General features: G+C 58.2%; 16 protein-coding genes. 9 read left to right on the top strand and 7 right to left on the bottom strand.

The window, feature by feature from the left end:
• From wrbA to ACU6HM_RS10915, 6 genes are all read right to left on the bottom strand, one after another.
• On the bottom strand, positions 1 to 600 hold the full coding sequence (gene wrbA / locus ACU6HM_RS10890) for an NAD(P)H:quinone oxidoreductase (RefSeq protein ID WP_009457766.1): 600 nt from the start codon (positions 598 to 600) through the stop codon (positions 1 to 3).
• Between the two features lie 179 nt (positions 601 to 779).
• Complete coding sequence (locus ACU6HM_RS10895) at positions 780 to 1187, bottom strand: PaaI family thioesterase (RefSeq protein WP_035270861.1); 408 nt, start codon at positions 1185 to 1187, stop codon at positions 780 to 782.
• Between the two features lie 6 nt (positions 1188 to 1193).
• Positions 1194 to 1508 carry an I78 family peptidase inhibitor gene (locus ACU6HM_RS10900; RefSeq protein ID WP_022983535.1) on the bottom strand — a complete coding sequence of 105 codons (315 nt, stop codon included), beginning with the start codon at positions 1506 to 1508 and terminating at the stop codon, positions 1194 to 1196.
• Between the two features lie 58 nt (positions 1509 to 1566).
• Positions 1567 to 2184, bottom strand: a complete 618-nt coding sequence (locus tag ACU6HM_RS10905) for a DNA-3-methyladenine glycosylase (RefSeq protein WP_336972858.1) — start codon at positions 2182 to 2184, stop codon at positions 1567 to 1569.
• Positions 2177 to 3214, bottom strand: a complete 1038-nt coding sequence (locus tag ACU6HM_RS10910) for an adenosine deaminase (RefSeq protein ID WP_060185702.1) — start codon at positions 3212 to 3214, stop codon at positions 2177 to 2179. The genes ACU6HM_RS10905 and ACU6HM_RS10910 overlap by 8 nt, the downstream gene beginning before the upstream one ends.
• Before the next feature lie 57 nt (positions 3215 to 3271).
• A complete protein-coding gene (locus tag ACU6HM_RS10915) occupies positions 3272 to 3652 on the bottom strand; it encodes a DUF423 domain-containing protein (RefSeq protein WP_009457750.1) in 381 nt (126 codons plus the stop codon).
• Between the two features lie 92 nt (positions 3653 to 3744).
• Here ACU6HM_RS10915 and ACU6HM_RS10920 point away from each other — a divergent pair, with 92 nt between their 5' ends.
• The 8 genes from ACU6HM_RS10920 (at position 3745) to ACU6HM_RS10955 (ending at position 13932) form a co-directional block, all read left to right on the top strand.
• The gene (locus ACU6HM_RS10920) at positions 3745 to 4749 is read left to right on the top strand and encodes a magnesium and cobalt transport protein CorA (RefSeq protein WP_009457748.1); all 1005 of its coding nucleotides are present in this window, start codon (positions 3745 to 3747) and stop codon (positions 4747 to 4749) included.
• 41 nt (positions 4750 to 4790) lie between these two features.
• On the top strand, positions 4791 to 6392 hold the full coding sequence (locus ACU6HM_RS10925) for an acyl-CoA dehydrogenase family protein (protein WP_250756843.1): 1602 nt from the start codon (positions 4791 to 4793) through the stop codon (positions 6390 to 6392).
• Between the two features lie 102 nt (positions 6393 to 6494).
• Positions 6495 to 7067, top strand: a complete 573-nt coding sequence (locus ACU6HM_RS10930; protein WP_446763797.1) for a thermonuclease family protein — start codon at positions 6495 to 6497, stop codon at positions 7065 to 7067.
• Positions 7061 to 9247 carry an ABC transporter substrate-binding protein gene (locus tag ACU6HM_RS10935; RefSeq protein ID WP_060185705.1) on the top strand — a complete coding sequence of 729 codons (2187 nt, stop codon included), beginning with the start codon at positions 7061 to 7063 and terminating at the stop codon, positions 9245 to 9247. Before ACU6HM_RS10930 ends, ACU6HM_RS10935 begins: the two co-directional genes overlap by 7 nt.
• A complete protein-coding gene (locus tag ACU6HM_RS10940; protein WP_009457740.1) occupies positions 9247 to 10224 on the top strand; it encodes an ABC transporter permease in 978 nt (325 codons plus the stop codon). The genes ACU6HM_RS10935 and ACU6HM_RS10940 overlap by 1 nt, the downstream gene beginning before the upstream one ends.
• A 7-nt stretch (positions 10225 to 10231) precedes the next feature.
• The gene (locus ACU6HM_RS10945) at positions 10232 to 11686 is read left to right on the top strand and encodes an ABC transporter permease (RefSeq protein ID WP_336972865.1); all 1455 of its coding nucleotides are present in this window, start codon (positions 10232 to 10234) and stop codon (positions 11684 to 11686) included.
• Complete coding sequence (locus ACU6HM_RS10950) at positions 11683 to 13368, top strand: ABC transporter ATP-binding protein (RefSeq protein ID WP_446763798.1); 1686 nt, start codon at positions 11683 to 11685, stop codon at positions 13366 to 13368. Before ACU6HM_RS10945 ends, ACU6HM_RS10950 begins: the two co-directional genes overlap by 4 nt.
• 87 nt (positions 13369 to 13455) lie before the next feature.
• The gene (locus ACU6HM_RS10955; RefSeq protein ID WP_446763799.1) at positions 13456 to 13932 is read left to right on the top strand and encodes a DUF1178 family protein; all 477 of its coding nucleotides are present in this window, start codon (positions 13456 to 13458) and stop codon (positions 13930 to 13932) included.
• Here the strand turns inward: ACU6HM_RS10955 and ACU6HM_RS10960 are convergent.
• Positions 13883 to 15763, bottom strand: coding sequence for a sigma-54-dependent Fis family transcriptional regulator (locus tag ACU6HM_RS10960; protein ID WP_446763800.1), 1881 nt, complete (start codon positions 15761 to 15763; stop codon positions 13883 to 13885). The two genes, ACU6HM_RS10955 and ACU6HM_RS10960, sit on opposite strands and share 50 nt — an antisense overlap.
• 242 nt (positions 15764 to 16005) lie before the next feature.
• Between ACU6HM_RS10960 and exaC the strand changes: the two genes are divergently transcribed.
• Positions 16006 to 17532: an acetaldehyde dehydrogenase ExaC gene (exaC, locus tag ACU6HM_RS10965; protein ID WP_035270842.1), complete on the top strand. Its 1527-nt coding sequence runs from the start codon at positions 16006 to 16008 to the stop codon at positions 17530 to 17532.
• The last annotated feature ends 58 nt before the right edge of the window (positions 17533 to 17590 follow it).

Genomic DNA, 17590 nt, shown 5'->3' on the forward strand with positions numbered 1-17590 from the left:
TTAGCCTTTCAGCTTGATTGCAATTTCAGCGATATGACGGCCCTGGTAGCGGGCGCCGTCCAGCTCGTTCTGGCTGGGCTGACGTGAACCGTCGCCACCGGCAATGGTGGATGCGCCGTAGGGGCTGCCGCCAGTGACTTCGTTCAGCAGTGTCTGGCCTGCAAAGCTGTAAGGCAGGCCCACCACAATCATGCCAAAGTGCATCAGGTTATGAATAATGGACAGTAGCGTCAGCTCCTGCCCACCGTGTTGGGTGGCGGTAGAGGTAAAGGCACCGCCTACCTTGCCATTGAGTGCGCCGCGCGCCCACAGGCCACCGGCCTGATCCAGAAAACTGGCCATTTGCGAGCTGATGCGCCCGAAACGGGTGCCGGTGCCGACAATGATGGCGTCGTAGTTTTCCAGGTCGCCAATAGTAGCTACCGGGGCGGCTTGATCCAGCTTGAAATTCGCTTTCTGGGCCACGGCTTCCGGGACCAGTTCGGGGACACGCTTGATGTCCACCGTTGCGCCAGCGCTTTGTGCACCTTCGGCAACCGCTTGGGCCATTTTTTCTACGTGGCCATAGGCGGAGTAATAGAGAACCAGGACTTTTGCCATTTGAACTTCTCCAGAAAAGCGATCAACAAGGAATCGGACGGGTCAGCGGCCACAGGGCTAAACCGGGGCGCAGCTGCTATAACGATGATAGTCGTGCCACGCCCGCTCTGCCAAACCCCTGGACGGATTGTTTTGTGTCAGAGTCTGTCTTGCAAAGCGGGTGGCCGTCCCGGGGAGCGTCAGCCTGGCAGCAGGGCGTAGGTGGTGGTGGCGTGGGCGGCCAGTCGACCTTGCTCGTCCAGCAGCTTGATGTCGCCAAAGACCATGCTTTTGCCACGCTTCAGCACTTGGGCGTGTACCAGCACATCCCCCTGGCTAACCGGGCGTACAAAGCTGGTGTTCAGTGAAACTGTAGTCATGGGGCGAAACTCCCCCAGGCTTTGACTGACGGCCAGCACCATGGCGGTATCGGCTGCCGCCATATACACCTGACCGCAGACCACACCGGCCACGTGCGTCAATTGATCTGAAAAAGGCAGGCGTAGAACCACGCCGTCTTCATTCATGTTTTCTACACGCAATTTCAGGGCTTGCACCCAAGGGGCAAATAGCGTGTCCAGCAAGTGTTGGCTTTGCTCAAGAGTCATCAGGGATCAGCCGCAGTAAACAGAGGTAATTTTGTTTTGTTCGTCCACGCGGATGTTCAAACGGGTGGGATCGTAGTCCGTGGTGTACATGCGGTCCGGAGCCAGGACGCGGGCTTTTGCCGCACCGGCCTGTTTGACCAGACGTTCAACTTGGCTTTGGCTGGCGGTTTGACCGGCTGGATTCAAGGCGTCCGCATTGCACAGACCACCAGAAGAGTCGCTGAACGAAGAAGTCGAGCTTGTTTGCGCGCTATTGCCCGTGGCCGTGCAAGCAGCCAGCAAAACGGCGGGAAGGACGCTAAGTAGTACGGAGAGTCGCATGGGAAATCCTTAAAAGCAGCTGGGAAGCATTCAGCTTGAAGGATTAATAATACCTGTTCTAGGCGGGGCGTTTAAGGCCTTTGACACTGCGTTTTGTGGTGGTTTTGCCCGGCTTGACGGACACCTCGGGATGCTGGGCAATCGAGTAGCGCAAGGGGGCCTTGGCCCAGGCGCCCGCGTACTCTACGCCGATGCGTGGGCTGATCAGAATTTGCTCCGGCGGCAGGGCGGGGGCGTCCAGCCAATGCATGGCAGGGGTGCAGGCATCTGCACCGTTATAAGCTTTGTCTATACCCAGCCCTTTGCACAAGCGTCCGGGGCCTGACAGGGACGGGCCATCCTCAGGCGGCGTCCATTGCGCCGCCCGCAGCAAGACCGCCGTACCATCGCCTTCAACACCGCTGACGATATTCATGCAGTGGTGCAGGCCGTAGATCAAATACACATAGGCGTAGCCTGCCGGGCCGAACATCAGTCGCGTGCGCTCGGTGATACCGCGTCGGCTGTGGGCGGCCTGATCCTGGGGACCCAGATAGGCTTCGGTTTCTACAATGGTGGCGCAGCGCTGCCCGCGCTCGTCATTCAAAACCAGGGTTTTGCCCAGCAATTCCAGGGCAACGTAACGCGGATCACGGGCAAAGAACGCACGTGGAAGGTACAGCGCGGATTCAGTCATTTCCGGGAATCTGCTCCAGCTTGTTCAACCAGGCCTGCTTTTGCTCCTTGGGTAAAAAGGAGGAGCGCAAGCTATTGGCTGCCAGAGTGCGTAAATCGGCCTCCCGCAGATTCAGGGCCTGGGCGGTTTGCAGGTAGTTGTCCAGCAGATAGCCGCCAAAATAGGCTGGGTCGTCCGAGTTCACGCAGACATTCAGGCCGCGATCCAGCAAATGCTTCAGATTGTGCTGGTGCAGGCTATCAAAAACTTTCAGCTTGATGTTGGACAGAGGACAGACCGTCAAGGAAATGGCGTGGTCGGCCAAATACTGCATCAGGGCCGGGTCGTCCTGGCTGCGCACGCCATGGTCGATGCGTTCTACTTTCAGAAGCTGAAGGGCATCGCGTACATAGCTGGCCGGGCCTTCCTCACCCGCGTGGGCGACCAGTCGGAAACCCAGCTCTCGGCAACGGGCATAAACCTTCTCGAATTTGGCGGGCGGGTTGCCCTTTTCCGAGGAGTCCAGGCCAATGGCAATCCACAGGTCGGAATACTGATTGCGCAAGGGCAAGGCGGCTTCCAGGGTGTCAAACGCCTCGGCTTCGCTCAGGTGGCGCAGGAAGCTCAAGATCAGATAGCTGCTGATCCCCAACTCGGATCTAGCCTGGCGGGCGGCGCGGGCAATCCCGGCAAACACGGTTTCCATGGCGATCCCGCGTGCCGTGTGCGTCTGCGGGTCAAACATGATTTCCGTGTGGACAATGCCATCGGCCTGGGCGCGCAGAAAGTAGGCCCAGGTCATGTCAAAGAAATCCTGCTCGGTGATCAGAACCCCCGCCCCGGCGTAGTACAGGTCCAGAAAGGACTGCAAGTCGGTGAACTGATAGGCGGCGTGCAGGCTGGCCTGATCGGGATAGGGCAGCGTAATGTGATTGCGCTGGGCCAGCTTGAAGATCAAGTCCGGTTCCAGCGTGCCTTCGATATGAAGGTGCAGTTCAGCCTTGGGCAGTTGGCGGGTAAATTCGCGTAGGGAAAAGGCGGAATCAGACACGGGGCGCTCCTGGTAGGCAGAATATGCGCCCCATTATACGAAGGCAAAGGCCTGGGGTCAGGCGTCCTTGCCACGCAGGGCGGCAATGGCCAGAAAGAGCCAGGCCAGAATCATGGCTACTCCGCCAATAGGGGTAATCGCGCCCAGCCATTTCACGCCGCTAAGCACCAGAATGTACAGGCTGCCGCTGAAAATCAGTACGCCAGCCAGCATCAGAATTGCGCTGCGCGACTGCCAGGTCGCATTCAATTGCGAGCCCAACGCGGCAATCAGCAGCAAGCCCAGACCATGCAGCAATTGATACAGCACGGCCGTGTGCCAGGTTGCCAATGCCGAAGCGTCAACCATGGCGCGCAGGGCGTGGGCACCAAACGCGCCCAGGCCTACGCCCAAGGCCATAATCAGTGTGCCCAGGCACAGAATGGATCGTGATTTCATGTCGTTCCTTGCAAGTCGCTGCGGTCGCAGCGCGGAGGGAGGCCAGTGCTATTATCGAACAAAAAAATTGGCTTTGTCTGCAAGGAGACAGCATGCAAGAAATAGCTCCGGTCGCCCCTGATGCACAAGACGTTGTGGTGGCCGCGTATCGCTATCAGTCTGGCCAGCCAGCACAGGCTTTGGATATTCATCACCTGCCTGTACACGATCCCTTGAAGGACGGCTTTATCTGGATTGGTTTGAAAGACCCCAGCGAGGCGATCTTGCGCGAAGTAGGGGGGCAACTGGGTCTGCCAGACAATGCCGTTGAAGAATTGATAGCCCCTCATCGCCGTCCCAAATTGCTGGAGTTCAGCAATTGCCTGATTGTGGTGGCGGTAACCTTGGGCCTGAAAGATCTGCGCCCACTTTTTGGTACTACGCAGATTCTGATTGCCCACGGCTTGTTGCTGACGGTGCGGCGTGGCTCCAACAGCAGCTATTTAGAGCTGCGTGCCCGTCTGGAAAGCACACCGGCCTTGCTGGAGCGGGGCAGTGATTTTGTCGCCTCGGAGTTGCTGGATCTGATTGTGGACCAGTATCAGACTTGCCTGGAACAAACCGAAAAGGCGGTAGAGGCCATTGAACAGCAATTTCTGATTCGGGGCTTCAAGGAAAACGATGTACGGCGTATTTATCGTTTACGGCGCGATTTGCTGCGCGTGTATAACGCGGTAACGCCATTGGCGGAGCTAAGCCGTCGTTTGTCGCGCATCGAGCTGGCGTATGTGGATGCGGAAAGTCGGGCATATTTCGGTGAAGTGGCAGACCGCATTGCCCGCACTTCCGAATTTATTAACAGCCTGCGGCAAGCCCTGGCCTTCGCCTTTGAAGGTGGCTTGATGATAGGGCAGATGCAGCAGACTGACACTACCCGCAAGCTGGCGGCCTGGGCGGCCATTTTGGCCGTGCCGACCGCGGTGGCGGGGATTTACGGCATGAACTTCAAATTCATGCCCGAGCTGGAATGGACGCTGGGCTACCCCCTGGCCTTGGGCCTGATGGGCAGCGTGTGCGGATTTTTGTACTGGAAATTCAAAAAGGCCAAATGGCTCTAGATTAAGAGACGGGGCAAGACGGCCGGAATCAAGGAGGCGAGATGGGTCTGGAACAGCAGTTACAGAATCAGGTGCCGGATTTGATGAATGACGATCTGTTTGGCGAAGATCCGGCTTTACAACATTGGCAAAGCAAGCTGGCCTCCCAGGAGGCTCGGCAAGCGCTGGCGGACTACGGCCAGAAACTGGGCTCTGCCCATTGGCGCGAGCAAGGTGCCTTGGCTAATCGCCAGCCGCCGCAATGGCGAGGCTGGTCTGCCCAAGGGCAACGAGTTGATCAGGTGGATTTTCATCCCGCCTGGCATCAATTGATGAGCCTGGGCATGGAGCAGGGCCTGCATATCTGGCCCCATCAGTCCGAACCTGGCCAGCACCTGCAACGAGCCATGGGCTTTTACATGCATGGTCAGATTGAGGCGGGCACCTTGTGTCCCTTGACCATGACGCGCGCCGCTGCGCCCTTACTGCAGGCTGATCCGTTTCAGGAATGGGCGGCCAAGCTGGACATCAATCAGTACGATTCTTCTGATCAGTTGATGACAGAAAAAAGCAGCGTGCTGCTGGGTATGGGCATGACGGAAATGCAGGGCGGCTCTGATCTGCGCGGCTGCACCACTGAAGCGCATCCCCAGGCTCAGGCGTTTCGTCTTTACGGGCACAAATGGTTTTTCTCCGTGCCGCAGGCGGACGGGCATCTGGTACTGGCGCGTGAGCACGAGCAGTTTTCTTGTTTCCTGATGCCGCGCTATACCGAATATGGCTTGAATCGCCGGTATATACGCAGGCTGAAAGACAAATTGGGCAACCGCTCCAACGCCAGTGCCGAAATTGATTTTGATGGTGCACTGGCCTGGCGCGTGGGCCAAGCCGGTCGCGGTATTGCTCTGCTGGCCGGAATGGCGGCCCGTACCCGTATTGATTGCGTGCTGGGCAGTGCCGCCCTGATGCGGCAGGCCCTGGTGCAGTCCCTGCATTACTGTCAGCATCGACGCTGCTTTGGCAAACAGTTGATCGATCAGCCCTTGATGCAGGCGGTATTGCTGGATATGAGCCTGGAAAGTGAAGCGGCCACCCATCTGGCCCTGTTCCTGGTGGACTTGCAGGAGCGGGCTGATGATCCCGTGGCGCAGGCGGTGCTACGCGTGCTGGCCCCGGCTGCCAAGTTCTGGGTATGTCGTCGGGCCATCGCCCTGTGTGCCGAAGCCATGGAAACCTGGGGCGGCAACGGTTATATCGAGGATGGCCCCATGCCACGCTTGCTGCGTGAAGCTCCTGTCAATTCTATTTGGGAAGGTTCAGGCAATGTGATGTGCCTGGATGTGCAGCGCGCCTTGAGTCAGGAAGGTGTCCTGGAGGCCTTGCAGGCAGACTTGCGTGCCCGTACGGGAGATGATGCGGAACTGGGTCAGGTTGCACAGGATTTGTTGAGCACGGTTTCCCAGGCGGGAGGCCGTGTCTGGACGCAGAAACTGGCCCTGCTGTACCAAGCCTGCCTGATGCGCCAGGTGGCTCCCGATGCCGTCGCGGATCTGTTCGCGACCCATCGTCTGCAACAAGGTCCGGCTACCGTATTCGGGCTGGAAGGTGTGGAGCAGGCTTCCTGGTATTTGCATCGCATCTGGCCCCGCCTGCAGGCGTCTTGACGCAGTCTTGCCTACTAGGGACATTGCTCTGGACAGGCGGTGCGCAGTATCTATAATTTGTTAGCCTAGTTTCTGCTACCCGCCTGGAGTGTTGTCCGCATCATGACTGTGTTTTCCCTGTCCGGCTTTTCTTCTTTGACGCGGCGCACAGCCATTTGTGCTGGCTTGACGGCTGTGATGGCTGTCTGGGCCTTGCCTGTTCAGGCTCAAGACTTCGAGCTGACAGGGCGGGTGGTGCGGGTGGCCGACGGCGATACGCTGACGATTTTGCCCAGCAATAACAGGCAGGTGCGCGTGCGTCTGGCCAGTATTGATGCCCCCGAAACCACCAAAGACAGCCGTCGTCCCGGCCAGCCCTTTGCGGTGGCCTCGCGGCGCTTCCTGTCGGATTTGGTTTCCGGTAAACATTTGACCCTGTCTTGCTATGAGCGCGACCGCCACGGTCGCGCTGTATGCGATGTGCCTTTGGCCGATGGCGAAACCGCCAACCAGAAACTGGTACGGGCTGGAATGGCCATGGCCAATCGTGAAAAACGCGGCCGCTTCCTGCGCGACCCTCGTATTGATCAGCTGGAGCGCGAAGCCAAGGAAGCCGGTGTAGGCATCTGGTCAGAGCCCAGTCCTGTCCCGCCATGGAAATGGCGTTATGACTGCTGGCAGCAAGGGCAATGCTAAGCCCTTTGCGGCGGATGGGGCTGGCTCTGTTGTGCGTCGGATTGGCAGCTTGCTCCAAACCCGTTAACAGCCCTTATCAGGAAGGCAGCGCAGCAGAAAACACGCTCTACAGCGCGTTCACGACCCGCTCCCCCAATCACCTGGACCCGGCCTTGTCCTACTCCGGTGACGAGACACCGTTTACGTATTCGATTTATGAGCCGCTGTACGGCTATCACTATCTGGACCGTCCCTACCGCCTGATTCCCAAGGCGGCGGCCGAGCTGGTAGAGCCTGTATACCTTGATGAGCAGGGTAATCGTTTGCCTGCTGATGTGCCGGGCGAACAGGTGGCAGTCAGCCGTTACGATATTCCCATCAAGCAAGGCATTCGCTTTCAGCCGCATCCGGCCTTTGCCTTGGATGAACAGGGCGAGTACCGCTATTACCCCATGCGGGCGCCGGACCTGAACGATGCTTTCAGCATTGCCGACTTCGCCCATACCGGCTCGCGCGAGCTGACGGCTCACGATTACGTTTACGCCTTCAAGCGTTTGGCCAGCCCGCGCTTGGCCTCTCCTGTGCTGGGTGTGATGGCCGAGCACATCCGGGGCTTCAAGGAGTTCAGTGAAGAGCTGGCCCGTATCGACAAGCAGGAGCCGCGTCCACAATGGCTGGATTTGCGGCCCTACACCTTGCCAGGTGTGCGAGCGCTGGATAAACACACCTTGCGCATCGAGGTGAATGGCAAGTACCCACAGTTCAAGTACTGGCTGGCCATGACCTTTACCGCGCCCATGGCCTGGGAGGCCGAGCGCTTTTATAGCCAGCCGCGCATGGCGCAGCACAATCTGACACTGGATAGCTGGCCCGTGGGCACAGGCCCATTCATGCTGACAGAATCCCTGACCAATCGCCGTCACGTTCTGAGCCGTAACCCCAATTATCGGGGGGAGCCATACCCTTGTGTGGGCGAGCCCGGCGACCAGGCTGCTGGTTTACTGGAAGATTGCGGCAAACCCATGCCTTTCCTGGATAAAGTGGTGTTCTCTCTGGAAAAAGAGGGCGTCCCCTTGATGGGCAAGTTCCTGCAGGGCTATTACGACATTCCGCAGGTGGAGCGGGGTGAGTACGGTGTCGCCATGACAGTAGCCGCGCAGGACTCGGTCGACAAAGCCAATCTGTATCAGGAGCGCGGCCTGCAATTGCGCACGGCACCTGAAGCGCAATTGTTTTATATGGGCTTTAACTGGCACGACCCGGTGGTCGGCCAGGGCGATACGCCCGAGCAGTTCGAGAAAAACCGCAAGCTGCGCCTGGCCATCAGCATTGTGTTCGACTGGGAGCAGTACGTTTCCATTTTCATGAATGACCAAGGGGAGGCCGCGCATAGTCCTCTGCCGCCTGGCGTGCCGGGCTATCAGCCGCTGCCCCAGGGTGCCAACCCCTACGTCTACACCAAGGACAACGGCGTGGTGAAACGCCGCAGTCTGGACGAAGCGCGTGATTTGCTGCGACAGGCGGGCTATCCCGATGGACGGGACAGCCGTACCGGCAAGCCCTTGATTCTGTATTACGACTCCATGATGGGTATGGGCTCGGATGCCACGGTGGACTGGATGCGCCGTCAGCTGGCCCAGGTAGGCTTGCAGCTGGAAGTGCGCGCTACCGATTACAACCGCTTTCAGGACAAGATGAAGCGGGGCGCGGCACAGCTCTTTCTGTGGGGCTGGGTAGCCGACTACCCGGATGCCGAAAACTTCTTCACCTTGCTTTATGGCCCCCAGGCCAAGAAGGATTTTGGTGGTGAGAACGCCGCCAATTACCAAAGCGCGGAGTTTGATCGCCTGTACGAGCAAATGCGCTTTCTGAACGACGGCCCGGACAAGCAGGCGGTGGTGCAGCAGATGATCCATCTGGTCCAGCATGATGCCCCCTGGATGTTTGGCTATGTGCCCAATGCGGGTGGTGCCTACCAAAGCTGGGTGCGCAATGCCAAGCCGTCCATGATGGTGCGCGACAGCATCCAGTATTACCGTATCGACCCCGAACAGCGTGTGGAGCGCATTGATCGCTGGAACCGCCCCGTCTGGTGGCCCGCCATTCCGCTGGGCTTGCTGGCCTTGATTCTGGTGTGGGTGGTGCGCTCGCAGGCTCAGGCGCGTCGTCGCCATGTGGCTCTGCGCAAGGAGAAAGACTGATGTTTTCCTATATGCTGCGGCGCATTCTGTATGGCGTGCTGATTCTGATTGGGGTCAATCTGCTGACCTTTGTGTTGTTCTTTGCCGTGAACACGCCTGACGATATGGCCCGTTTGTCCATTGGCGGACAGCGCGTCAGTCAGACGGCCATTGAAAACTGGAAGGCAGAGCGCGGTTATAACAAGCCGTTGTTTTATAACGCGCAAGCGGAAGGCTCCAAAACCTTTACCGACACGATTTTCTACGAGCGCTCGGTTCCTTTGTTGCGCCTGGATTTTGGCTTGTCCGACCAGGGGCAGGATATTGCCTATCAGATCAAGCAACGCATGGGGCCCAGTTTGGCGCTGGCCTTGCCCACCTTCTTTTTAGGCTTATGGGTGTGTATCAGTTTTGCCTTGCTGATGGTGTTCTTTCGGGGAACCCGACTGGATTTTTCCGCCGTTGTGCTGTGCGTCGTGTTGATGTCCATTTCGGGCCTGTTCTACATCATTGCCGGGCAATGGCTGTTTGCACGGGTGCTGCGCTGGGTGCCGTTTTCGGGCTGGGTAGAAGGGATGGATAACTGGCGCTTTCTGGTCTTGCCGGTGCTGGTGGGGATTTTGTCGCGTATCGGGGCGGAATCGCGCTTTTATCGCAGCCTGTTTCTGGAAGAGGCCAGCCGTGATTATGTGCGTACGGCGCGCTCCAAGGGGCTGGCGGAATCTACCGTTTTGTTCCGCCATGTCTTGCCCAATGCGCTCTTGCCCATTCTGACGGGTACCGTATCGGCTTTGCCCCTGCTGTTCATGGGCAGCCTGATTTCGGAGTCTTTTTTTGGTATTCCGGGTCTGGGCAGCTTCACCATTGATGCCATCAATGCCCAGGACTTCTCCATTGTGCGTGCCATGGTGTTTTTAGGATCGATGCTTTATATCGCCGGTTTGATTCTGGCCGATATCTCCTACACCCTGGTTGACCCCCGCATTCGTTTTAGTTGAGCCCGCCATGCCACAGTTCGTCTTTCTCTGGACCGATACCTTTGTGCTGGCACTGTTTCTGGCCATGGCGCTCTACACCTGGCGCGTCGTCAAGCGGCCTGCCTTGCGCTCGGCCTGGGCCAGTGTGGCACGTACGCCCTCGGCCATGTGCGCTGCTGTTTTTCTGGTCTTTTTCCTGCTGATCGGTTTACTGGACTCCATTCACTACCGGCCTTTATTGCCGGCAGCCCCTGGGCAGGAAGCCAGCACAGCCAGCTATGCCCCCGTCGCCCGCTCTGCGCTGGACGATATTCTGAAGAAAGCCGGGCTGGCCGAGGTGGAAAAAACCTATTCTGCTCCCTTGGCCCGCTTTCAACTGACCAAAGAAAGCATGCTGATAGATGGCAAGCCCGTGCGGGACTTTCCGCGTCTGGTCAATGCCGGGGTGGGTATGGATACGCCTGCCGCGCATAGATACGATATTTTGCAGCTAGGCGCCAAAGGTTTGGCCTGGGGTGTGCTGGGCAGCGTGCTACTGGCTGTTCTGCTGACGCTTTGGGGGCGCAAGCAATCCATGGAGCCGGGTTGGGGCGCGGCCTGGCGTTATTGGTGGCAAGGGCAGGGTTTGGTGAATTGGCGATTGGTCTGGTTCAGTGCCTGCGTGCTGGTGATACTGCTATGCCTGGTGCTGAGCCTGAGCGCGAATTACTACGTGCTGGGCACGGATCGCACGGGTAACGACATCATCTGGCAAGCCTTGAAAAGCGTGCGCACGGCTTTGGTGATTGGCACCTTGACCACCTTTGCCATGCTGCCACCTGCCATCATTCTGGGCTTGGCCGCTGGATACTTCCGGGGCTGGGTGGATGATGTCATTCAATACATTTACACCACGCTGACTTCCATCCCTGGCGTGCTGCTGATCGCCGCTTGCGTGTTGATGATGCAGGTCTATATCGACACCCATCCCGACAGCTTCGACACCGTGGCCGCTCGCGCAGATCTGCGCTTGTTCATGCTGTGCCTGATTCTGGGGTTAACCGGCTGGGCGGGCCTGTGCCGCCTGCTGCGGGCCGAGGTGTTGAAGCTGCGCGAGCTGGACTACGTTCAGGCAGCCCAAGCCTTTGGTGTCGGTCATCTGCGCATCATGTTTCGTCACTTGCTGCCTAATGTCATGCACATTGTGCTGATCACCCTGATTCTGGAGTTCTCCGGCCTGGTGCTGTACGAAGCTGTGCTGTCTTATCTGGGTATTGGTGTGGACCCCAGCATGCCATCCTTTGGGCGCATGATTGATGCGGCCCGTAGCGAGCTGTCCCGCGACCCGATCATCTGGTGGGGCCTGGCCGGGGCTTTTGTGATGATGCTGGGTTTGGTACTGTCTGCGAACATTTTTGCCGATGCGGTGCAAACGGCGTTTGACCCTCGTACTCGTCGCTTCAAGGCTTTGCGAGTACGTCGTCCAGGAGGAGCCAAGGTATGAGCGAGCTTGAAAATGTCTCCGCCGTGAAGCCCGCTGCAACGCCTGCCGTGCTGAGTATCGAGGGTCTGGAACTGCGTGTGCAGTCCGATGCCGGTGTACAAAGTGTGGTGCGTAATCTGTCTTTGGCCGTGCAGCGCGGTGAAACCTTTGCCCTGGTGGGGGAGTCCGGCTGCGGCAAAAGCATGACGGCCATGGCGATCCTGCGCCTCTTGCCTGAAGCGGCCTGGATGCAGTCCGGTCAAATTGCCTTGGACGGGTTGGAACTGCCACCTTTGCCTGAACAGCAAATGCAGGATGTGCGCGGTAAACGCATCAGCGTGATTTTTCAGGAGCCGTCCACCAGCCTGAATCCGGTCATGTCCATTGGCCGGCAGATCAGCGAGGTGATTCGTCGTCATGGTGTGGCTCCTGCGGGGCATGAAAGGGCAAGGGCCATCAAATGGCTGGAGCGAGTCGGCATCCCCGGTGCCGCACAGCGTTACGACGACTTTCCATTCCAGTTCTCCGGCGGCCAGAAGCAACGCATCATGATTGCCATTGCCTTGGCGGCGGAACCTGATTTGCTGGTGGCTGACGAGCCAACCACCGCGCTGGATGTAACGGTTCAGGCGCAGATTCTGCAGTTGTTGGCCGATATACAGAAAGAGATGGGCCTGGCTATCTTGCTGATTACGCACGATTTGCTGCTGGTCAAACAGTATGCCGATTATGTGGCCTTGATGCGGCACGGACAAATAGTGGAAGCCGGGCTGGCAAGCCAGTTCTTTTTACGCCCTAGCCATCCTTATGCTCGTGAATTGCTCAATGCCATTCCCACTTTTGAGAAACGTGGGCGTCCCTTGTCCCGTGCCCCTGCGCCTATTGAAGCAGTCCCCCCGCGCAATAGCGGCAAAGAGCTGGTGCTGGATATTCAGGGCTTGTCTGTTTCCTATAAGCAGGCTGGCTCCTGGTGGCGACGCCTGCCTGTCATTCCCGTGGTCAAAGACTTGAGCCTGCAACTGTACAAGGGCGAAACCCTGGCTTTGGTCGGTGAGTCGGGCTGCGGTAAAAGCACGGTCGCACGTACTTTGATGCGCTTGCTGGATCATCAGGCTCAGATCAGCGGGCAGGTGCAGATGCAGGGGCAGAACGTCTTGCAAGTGAAAGGCAAGGCCTTGCGGCAACTGCGCTCACGTTTGCAGATCATTTTTCAGGATCCCTATGGGTCGCTGGATCCGCGCATGATGGTGGGGGATATTCTCCTGGAAGGCCTGACCGCGCTGCGTCCCGAGCTGGACACCAAGGCGCGTCGTAAACGAATTGAAACTTTAGTGGACCAAGTCGGTCTACCCAAGAACGCCCTGGATCGTTACGCACATGAGTTTTCCGGCGGGCAACGTCAGCGCATCGCTATTGCCCGTGCCTTGGCGGTAGAGCCCGCCGTTCTGATTTGCGATGAACCCACCTCGGCCCTGGACGTGTCCGTACAAGCGCAAATTCTGGATTTGATGCGTGAGTTACAAATGGAACTGGGTCTGGCTTATTTGTTCATTACCCATAATTTCGGGGTTGTGGAGTATCTGGCCGATCGAATTGCTATCATGGCCAAGGGACGCATCGTGGAGCAGGGCAGCGCACAGCACGTTCTGTTCCATCCGCAGGAAGATTTGACGCAGCGTCTGCTGGCCGCTGTTCCCCGTTAAGCCGCGCCAAATGCCGGACTTGCCCTGATCGGTCCGGCACTTCTATGTCACAATACGGCGGTCTGTCCGCCCATTGATAAACACATTATGAGTCTGAAGGTTTTTGATCTTGAATGCGAACACGGCCATGTGTTCGAGGGTTGGTTTAGCTCACGCGAAAGTTACGATGAGCAGATCAGTCGCGGGCTTTTGTGTTGCCCCGTCTGCGACAGCCACGAGGTCAAACGCAAACTTTCGGCTCCACGTATCAACGTAGGTGCACAGGAAAGCCTTGGCGCTCCTGCCAGTGCTCCGGCTCCGCCTCCCTTGCCTTCAACCATGCCTACTGAAGCGCAAATGCGGGCGATTCAAGGTCAGCTTTTACAAGAGCTGCGTTCGGTGATACGCAAGTCAGACGATGTGGGCACCCAGTTTGCCCAGGAAGCACGGCGCATGCACGAGGGCGACATTGAGCCGCGCGCAATCCGTGGTCAGGCCACGGTGCAGGAGTATCAGGAACTGGCCGACGACGGCATTATTGCCATGCCGATTCCGGACTTTCTGGATGATGACCGCCTGCAGTAAATAACTGGGACATCTCTTTCAGCCTGCGGTGCAAGGTGCTGCGATGCAGTCCCAAGGCGCGCGCCGCTTGTGAAATATTTCCCTGATGCTGTTTCATAGCCTGCTGCACGGCAGCGTATTCCTGTTCCTTCAGGGTCTGTGGCTTGGGGGCGGTAAGGGGGCAGGTTTCCAGAGTGTTCCGAATCTCCGGGATGGCAGGCTCTTGGACCAGCACCGGGTGTTCTGCATTCAAGCACGGCAAGGCAGGCAGGTCCTGGGCCAACCAGAGCCGTCCCGGAGAATCTTGCACAATGATTTGCAGCAGCACTGATCGCAACTGGCGGTAATTGCCCGGCCAGTCGTAGTCTTGCAGTATTTGCAGTGCTTCGGGATGTAGCTGTGGAGCAGCCTGGCCTTGTGCCAGAATAGCCAGTTCTTTGGAAATATAGTCGCCCAGATCGTTGCGCTCTCTAAGGCTAGGGACTGTGCAGATATAGTCTTGAAGCCGGAAGTACAGGTCGGCACGGAAGCGGCCATCACGCACCAGCTTTTCCAGCGGTTGATGGCTGGCGCTGATCAGCTGGAAGTCCAGCCTGTGTGTGCGTTCCGAACCTAGTGCCTGCACCTCGCGCTCTTGCAGAACCCGTAGCAGACGGCTTTGCAAACCCACTGGCATATCGCCAATTTCATCCAGAAACAGCACTCCGCCATGGGCCTGACGCAATTTGCCTGCATAGCCCTGACGGCGCGCACCCGTAAACGCACCGGCCTCATACCCGAACAACTCGGCTTCGATCAGGGTTTCGGGCAGGGCGGCGCAGTTAATCGCCACAAAAGGACCGGACTGCGACTTGTGACGGCGATGCAGCTCACGCGCCATACGCTCTTTGCCCGAGCCGCTGGGGCCGCTGAGCAAGATGGACAGGCCCATTTGCATGGCTCGCAACGCCGGTTCCAGCGCCTTTTCCTGTTGAGGGGACAGTAGTTGTGTTGCTTCTGCTGTCTCGGTCCGAGCCTGTACCGCGCGGGCTGGAGCCGGAGTTTTAGCCGCTGTGCTCAGGTGGAGCGTTACAGGTCGACTCGTGCTTTTCGCCTGTTCCAGTACCGAACTTAAGTCCTGGCCGGGTAGCTCCTGCCAGTCCTGGCGCAACATGCGGGCGGCCAACTCATCGGCCGCCACAATGGTGTCATCCTCCAGAATCAGTCGCCCACTAAAAGCACTGTTGAGCAGGCTGGGGTCTGTATGCAGATGCAGCAGACGGCGCGATGGCGTGCACAGTGACTCCAGCATCTGGCGGCTGATCTGGCGGGCGTACAGTTGTGCCAAATCCAGCGCGTAGTGATGTTCCAGTTCTGAAGGCCCGGAGATATCCAGCACTCCAATAATCTGGCCGTAAGGGTCGTAAATGGGGGCGGCGTGGCAGCTAAGAATCCGGTTGTCAGGCAAATAGTGCTGGCTGCCGTGAATCTTGATGGGCTGTGCGCAGACCAGAGCTGTGCCAATAGCATTGGTGCCGCGATGGTTCTCCGCCCAACTCACACCCGCACGCAAGGCAACCTGTTCGGCCCGCTGCAGAAAGTGCGGGTCCCCCGCCTGTTGCAACACCGTGCCTTGTGCGTCGCACAATAAAACCAGACTGCGATGCGGGTGCACCAGCGCCGCCAGATCCTGTACCGCCGCCGAGGAGTGATGCAACAGGTGATGCTGTTGTTCCAGCAACTGTCGCAGCGCACCTTGGCTCATGTCTCTGGGCTCCGCGCTTAACTCCGACTCCATCGTCTGACAGCGTTCCCAGGACTGACGCCACATGGTTTCGTTGGTCTGCGGGCAAAACGAGTGTAGAGAAGTCATGAGTGTGCTCCGGGAGGGGTGTCGCATTCTGCGACAGTGCTCGCGTTTTGCGACAGTAGCTGTCGCAGCCTGCGACTGGAGGTCGTTTCATTATGGAGGCGGGCGAGCTCAGGATCGAGTCGGGACAATCGCTAGGTAGTTTGGCACGTTATTTGCTTTAGTTAAAACAGGATAAAGGCACCCCTAACCTTTCCCTGCGGTGCACGCCTTGTGACACCGAACTAAATCAATAAGGAGACATCATGAATCTGTCCGATCTCAAATCCATGGGCCTGGATCTGGAATTCCCGTTCAAATCCCGTTACGACAACTACATTGGTGGACGTTGGGTGCCGCCGGTCGAAGGCGAGTATTTTGATAACGTCTCGCCCGTCACCGGGCAGGTTTTTTGCCAGGTAGCCCGCTCGGGTGCAGCGGACATTGACCTGGCTCTGGACGCCGCGCACAAGGTGCGCCACCAGTGGGCCAATACCCCGCCTGCCGAGCGCTCCGCCGTTTTGCTGCGCATTGCGGACCGTATCGAACAAAACCTGGAACGTCTGGCGGTGGCAGAGACCATCGACAACGGCAAACCCATCCGTGAAACCCGCGCGGCTGACTTGCCTTTGGCCGTCGACCATTTCCGCTACTTTGCCGGTTGCCTGCGCGCCCAAGAGGGCAGCATCTCGGATGTGGACAGCACCACGGTTGCCTACCACTTCCACGAGCCTATCGGCGTGGTCGGCCAGATCATCCCCTGGAACTTCCCGCTGCTGATGGCCGCCTGGAAACTGGCCCCCGCCCTGGCGGCCGGTTGCCCCATCGTCCTGAAACCCGCCGAGCAAACTCCCGCTTCCATCCTGCTGCTGATGGAAATCATCGGCGATCTGCTGCCCGCTGGCGTACTGAACGTCGTCACCGGCTACGGTAAAGAAGCAGGCCATGCCTTGGCCAACTCCAAGCGCATCGCCAAAATCGCCTTCACTGGCTCCACCCCCGTCGGCCGTGAAATCCTGCACGCTGCAGCCGACCGCCTGATCCCCGCGACAGTGGAACTGGGCGGCAAGAGCCCCAACATCTTCTTTGAAGACGTGATGCAGGCTGATGATGCCTTCCTAGACAAAGCCCTGGAAGGTTTGAGCATGTTTGCTCTGAACCAGGGCGAGATTTGCACATGTCCATCGCGTATCCTGATTCAGGAATCCATCTACGAGCGCTTTATCGAGCGTGCCGTAGAGCGAGTCAAACGTATCCAGACCGGCAACCCGCTCAATGCCGGGACAATGGTGGGCGCGCAGGTGTCCGAGAAACAGATGGAGCGCATCCTGGGCTACATCAATATCGGTCGGGAAGAGGGCGCACAAGCCTTGACTGGCGGCGAACGCAATCGTCTGGGCCAGGGTCTGGATAATGGCTACTACATCAGTCCCACCATGCTGCTGGGCAAGAACAGCATGCGCACCTTCCAGGAAGAAATCTTCGGACCAGTGGCTGCCGTCACTACCTTCAAGGACGAAGAAGAAGCCATCGCTATCGCCAACGACACCGAGTTTGGCCTGGGCGCTGGTGTCTGGAGCCGCGACGGCTCGCGCGCCTACCGCGTAGGCCGTGGCATCGAAGCTGGCCGCGTCTGGACCAACTGCTATCACCTGTACCCCGCTCACGCCGCCTTCGGTGGCTACAAACAATCCGGCATCGGCCGTGAAACTCACAAGATGGCCCTTAATAACTACCAGCAAACCAAGTGCCTGCTGGTCAGCTACAGCCCGAACGCCCTGGGCTTCTTCTGATCCTTTGATCTATTCGTAGTGTTGTAAGACCTCCCCCCATGCAATATGGGGGGATTCC

The sequence above is a fragment of the Alcaligenes sp. RM2 genome (genome assembly GCF_052931795.1).

What these genes read in the sequence shown, in the direction of transcription:
- ACU6HM_RS10945 (WP_336972865.1), top strand. Translation starts at nt 10,232, where the DNA reads ATGCCACAGTTCGTCTTTCTCTGGACCGATACCTTTGTGCTGGCACTG.
- ACU6HM_RS10920 (WP_009457748.1), top strand. Translation starts at nt 3,745, where the DNA reads ATGCAAGAAATAGCTCCGGTCGCCCCTGATGCACAAGACGTTGTGGTG.
- wrbA (WP_009457766.1), bottom strand. Translation starts at nt 600, where the DNA reads ATGGCAAAAGTCCTGGTTCTCTATTACTCCGCCTATGGCCACGTAGAA.
- ACU6HM_RS10955 (WP_446763799.1), top strand. Translation starts at nt 13,456, where the DNA reads ATGAGTCTGAAGGTTTTTGATCTTGAATGCGAACACGGCCATGTGTTC.
- exaC (WP_035270842.1), top strand. Translation starts at nt 16,006, where the DNA reads ATGAATCTGTCCGATCTCAAATCCATGGGCCTGGATCTGGAATTCCCG.
- ACU6HM_RS10935 (WP_060185705.1), top strand. Translation starts at nt 7,061, where the DNA reads ATGCTAAGCCCTTTGCGGCGGATGGGGCTGGCTCTGTTGTGCGTCGGA.
- ACU6HM_RS10940 (WP_009457740.1), top strand. Translation starts at nt 9,247, where the DNA reads ATGTTTTCCTATATGCTGCGGCGCATTCTGTATGGCGTGCTGATTCTG.
- ACU6HM_RS10900 (WP_022983535.1), bottom strand. Translation starts at nt 1,508, where the DNA reads ATGCGACTCTCCGTACTACTTAGCGTCCTTCCCGCCGTTTTGCTGGCT.
- ACU6HM_RS10895 (WP_035270861.1), bottom strand. Translation starts at nt 1,187, where the DNA reads ATGACTCTTGAGCAAAGCCAACACTTGCTGGACACGCTATTTGCCCCT.
- ACU6HM_RS10950 (WP_446763798.1), top strand. Translation starts at nt 11,683, where the DNA reads ATGAGCGAGCTTGAAAATGTCTCCGCCGTGAAGCCCGCTGCAACGCCT.
- ACU6HM_RS10925 (WP_250756843.1), top strand. Translation starts at nt 4,791, where the DNA reads ATGGGTCTGGAACAGCAGTTACAGAATCAGGTGCCGGATTTGATGAAT.
- ACU6HM_RS10960 (WP_446763800.1), bottom strand. Translation starts at nt 15,763, where the DNA reads ATGACTTCTCTACACTCGTTTTGCCCGCAGACCAACGAAACCATGTGG.
- ACU6HM_RS10930 (WP_446763797.1), top strand. Translation starts at nt 6,495, where the DNA reads ATGACTGTGTTTTCCCTGTCCGGCTTTTCTTCTTTGACGCGGCGCACA.
- ACU6HM_RS10915 (WP_009457750.1), bottom strand. Translation starts at nt 3,652, where the DNA reads ATGAAATCACGATCCATTCTGTGCCTGGGCACACTGATTATGGCCTTG.
- ACU6HM_RS10905 (WP_336972858.1), bottom strand. Translation starts at nt 2,184, where the DNA reads ATGACTGAATCCGCGCTGTACCTTCCACGTGCGTTCTTTGCCCGTGAT.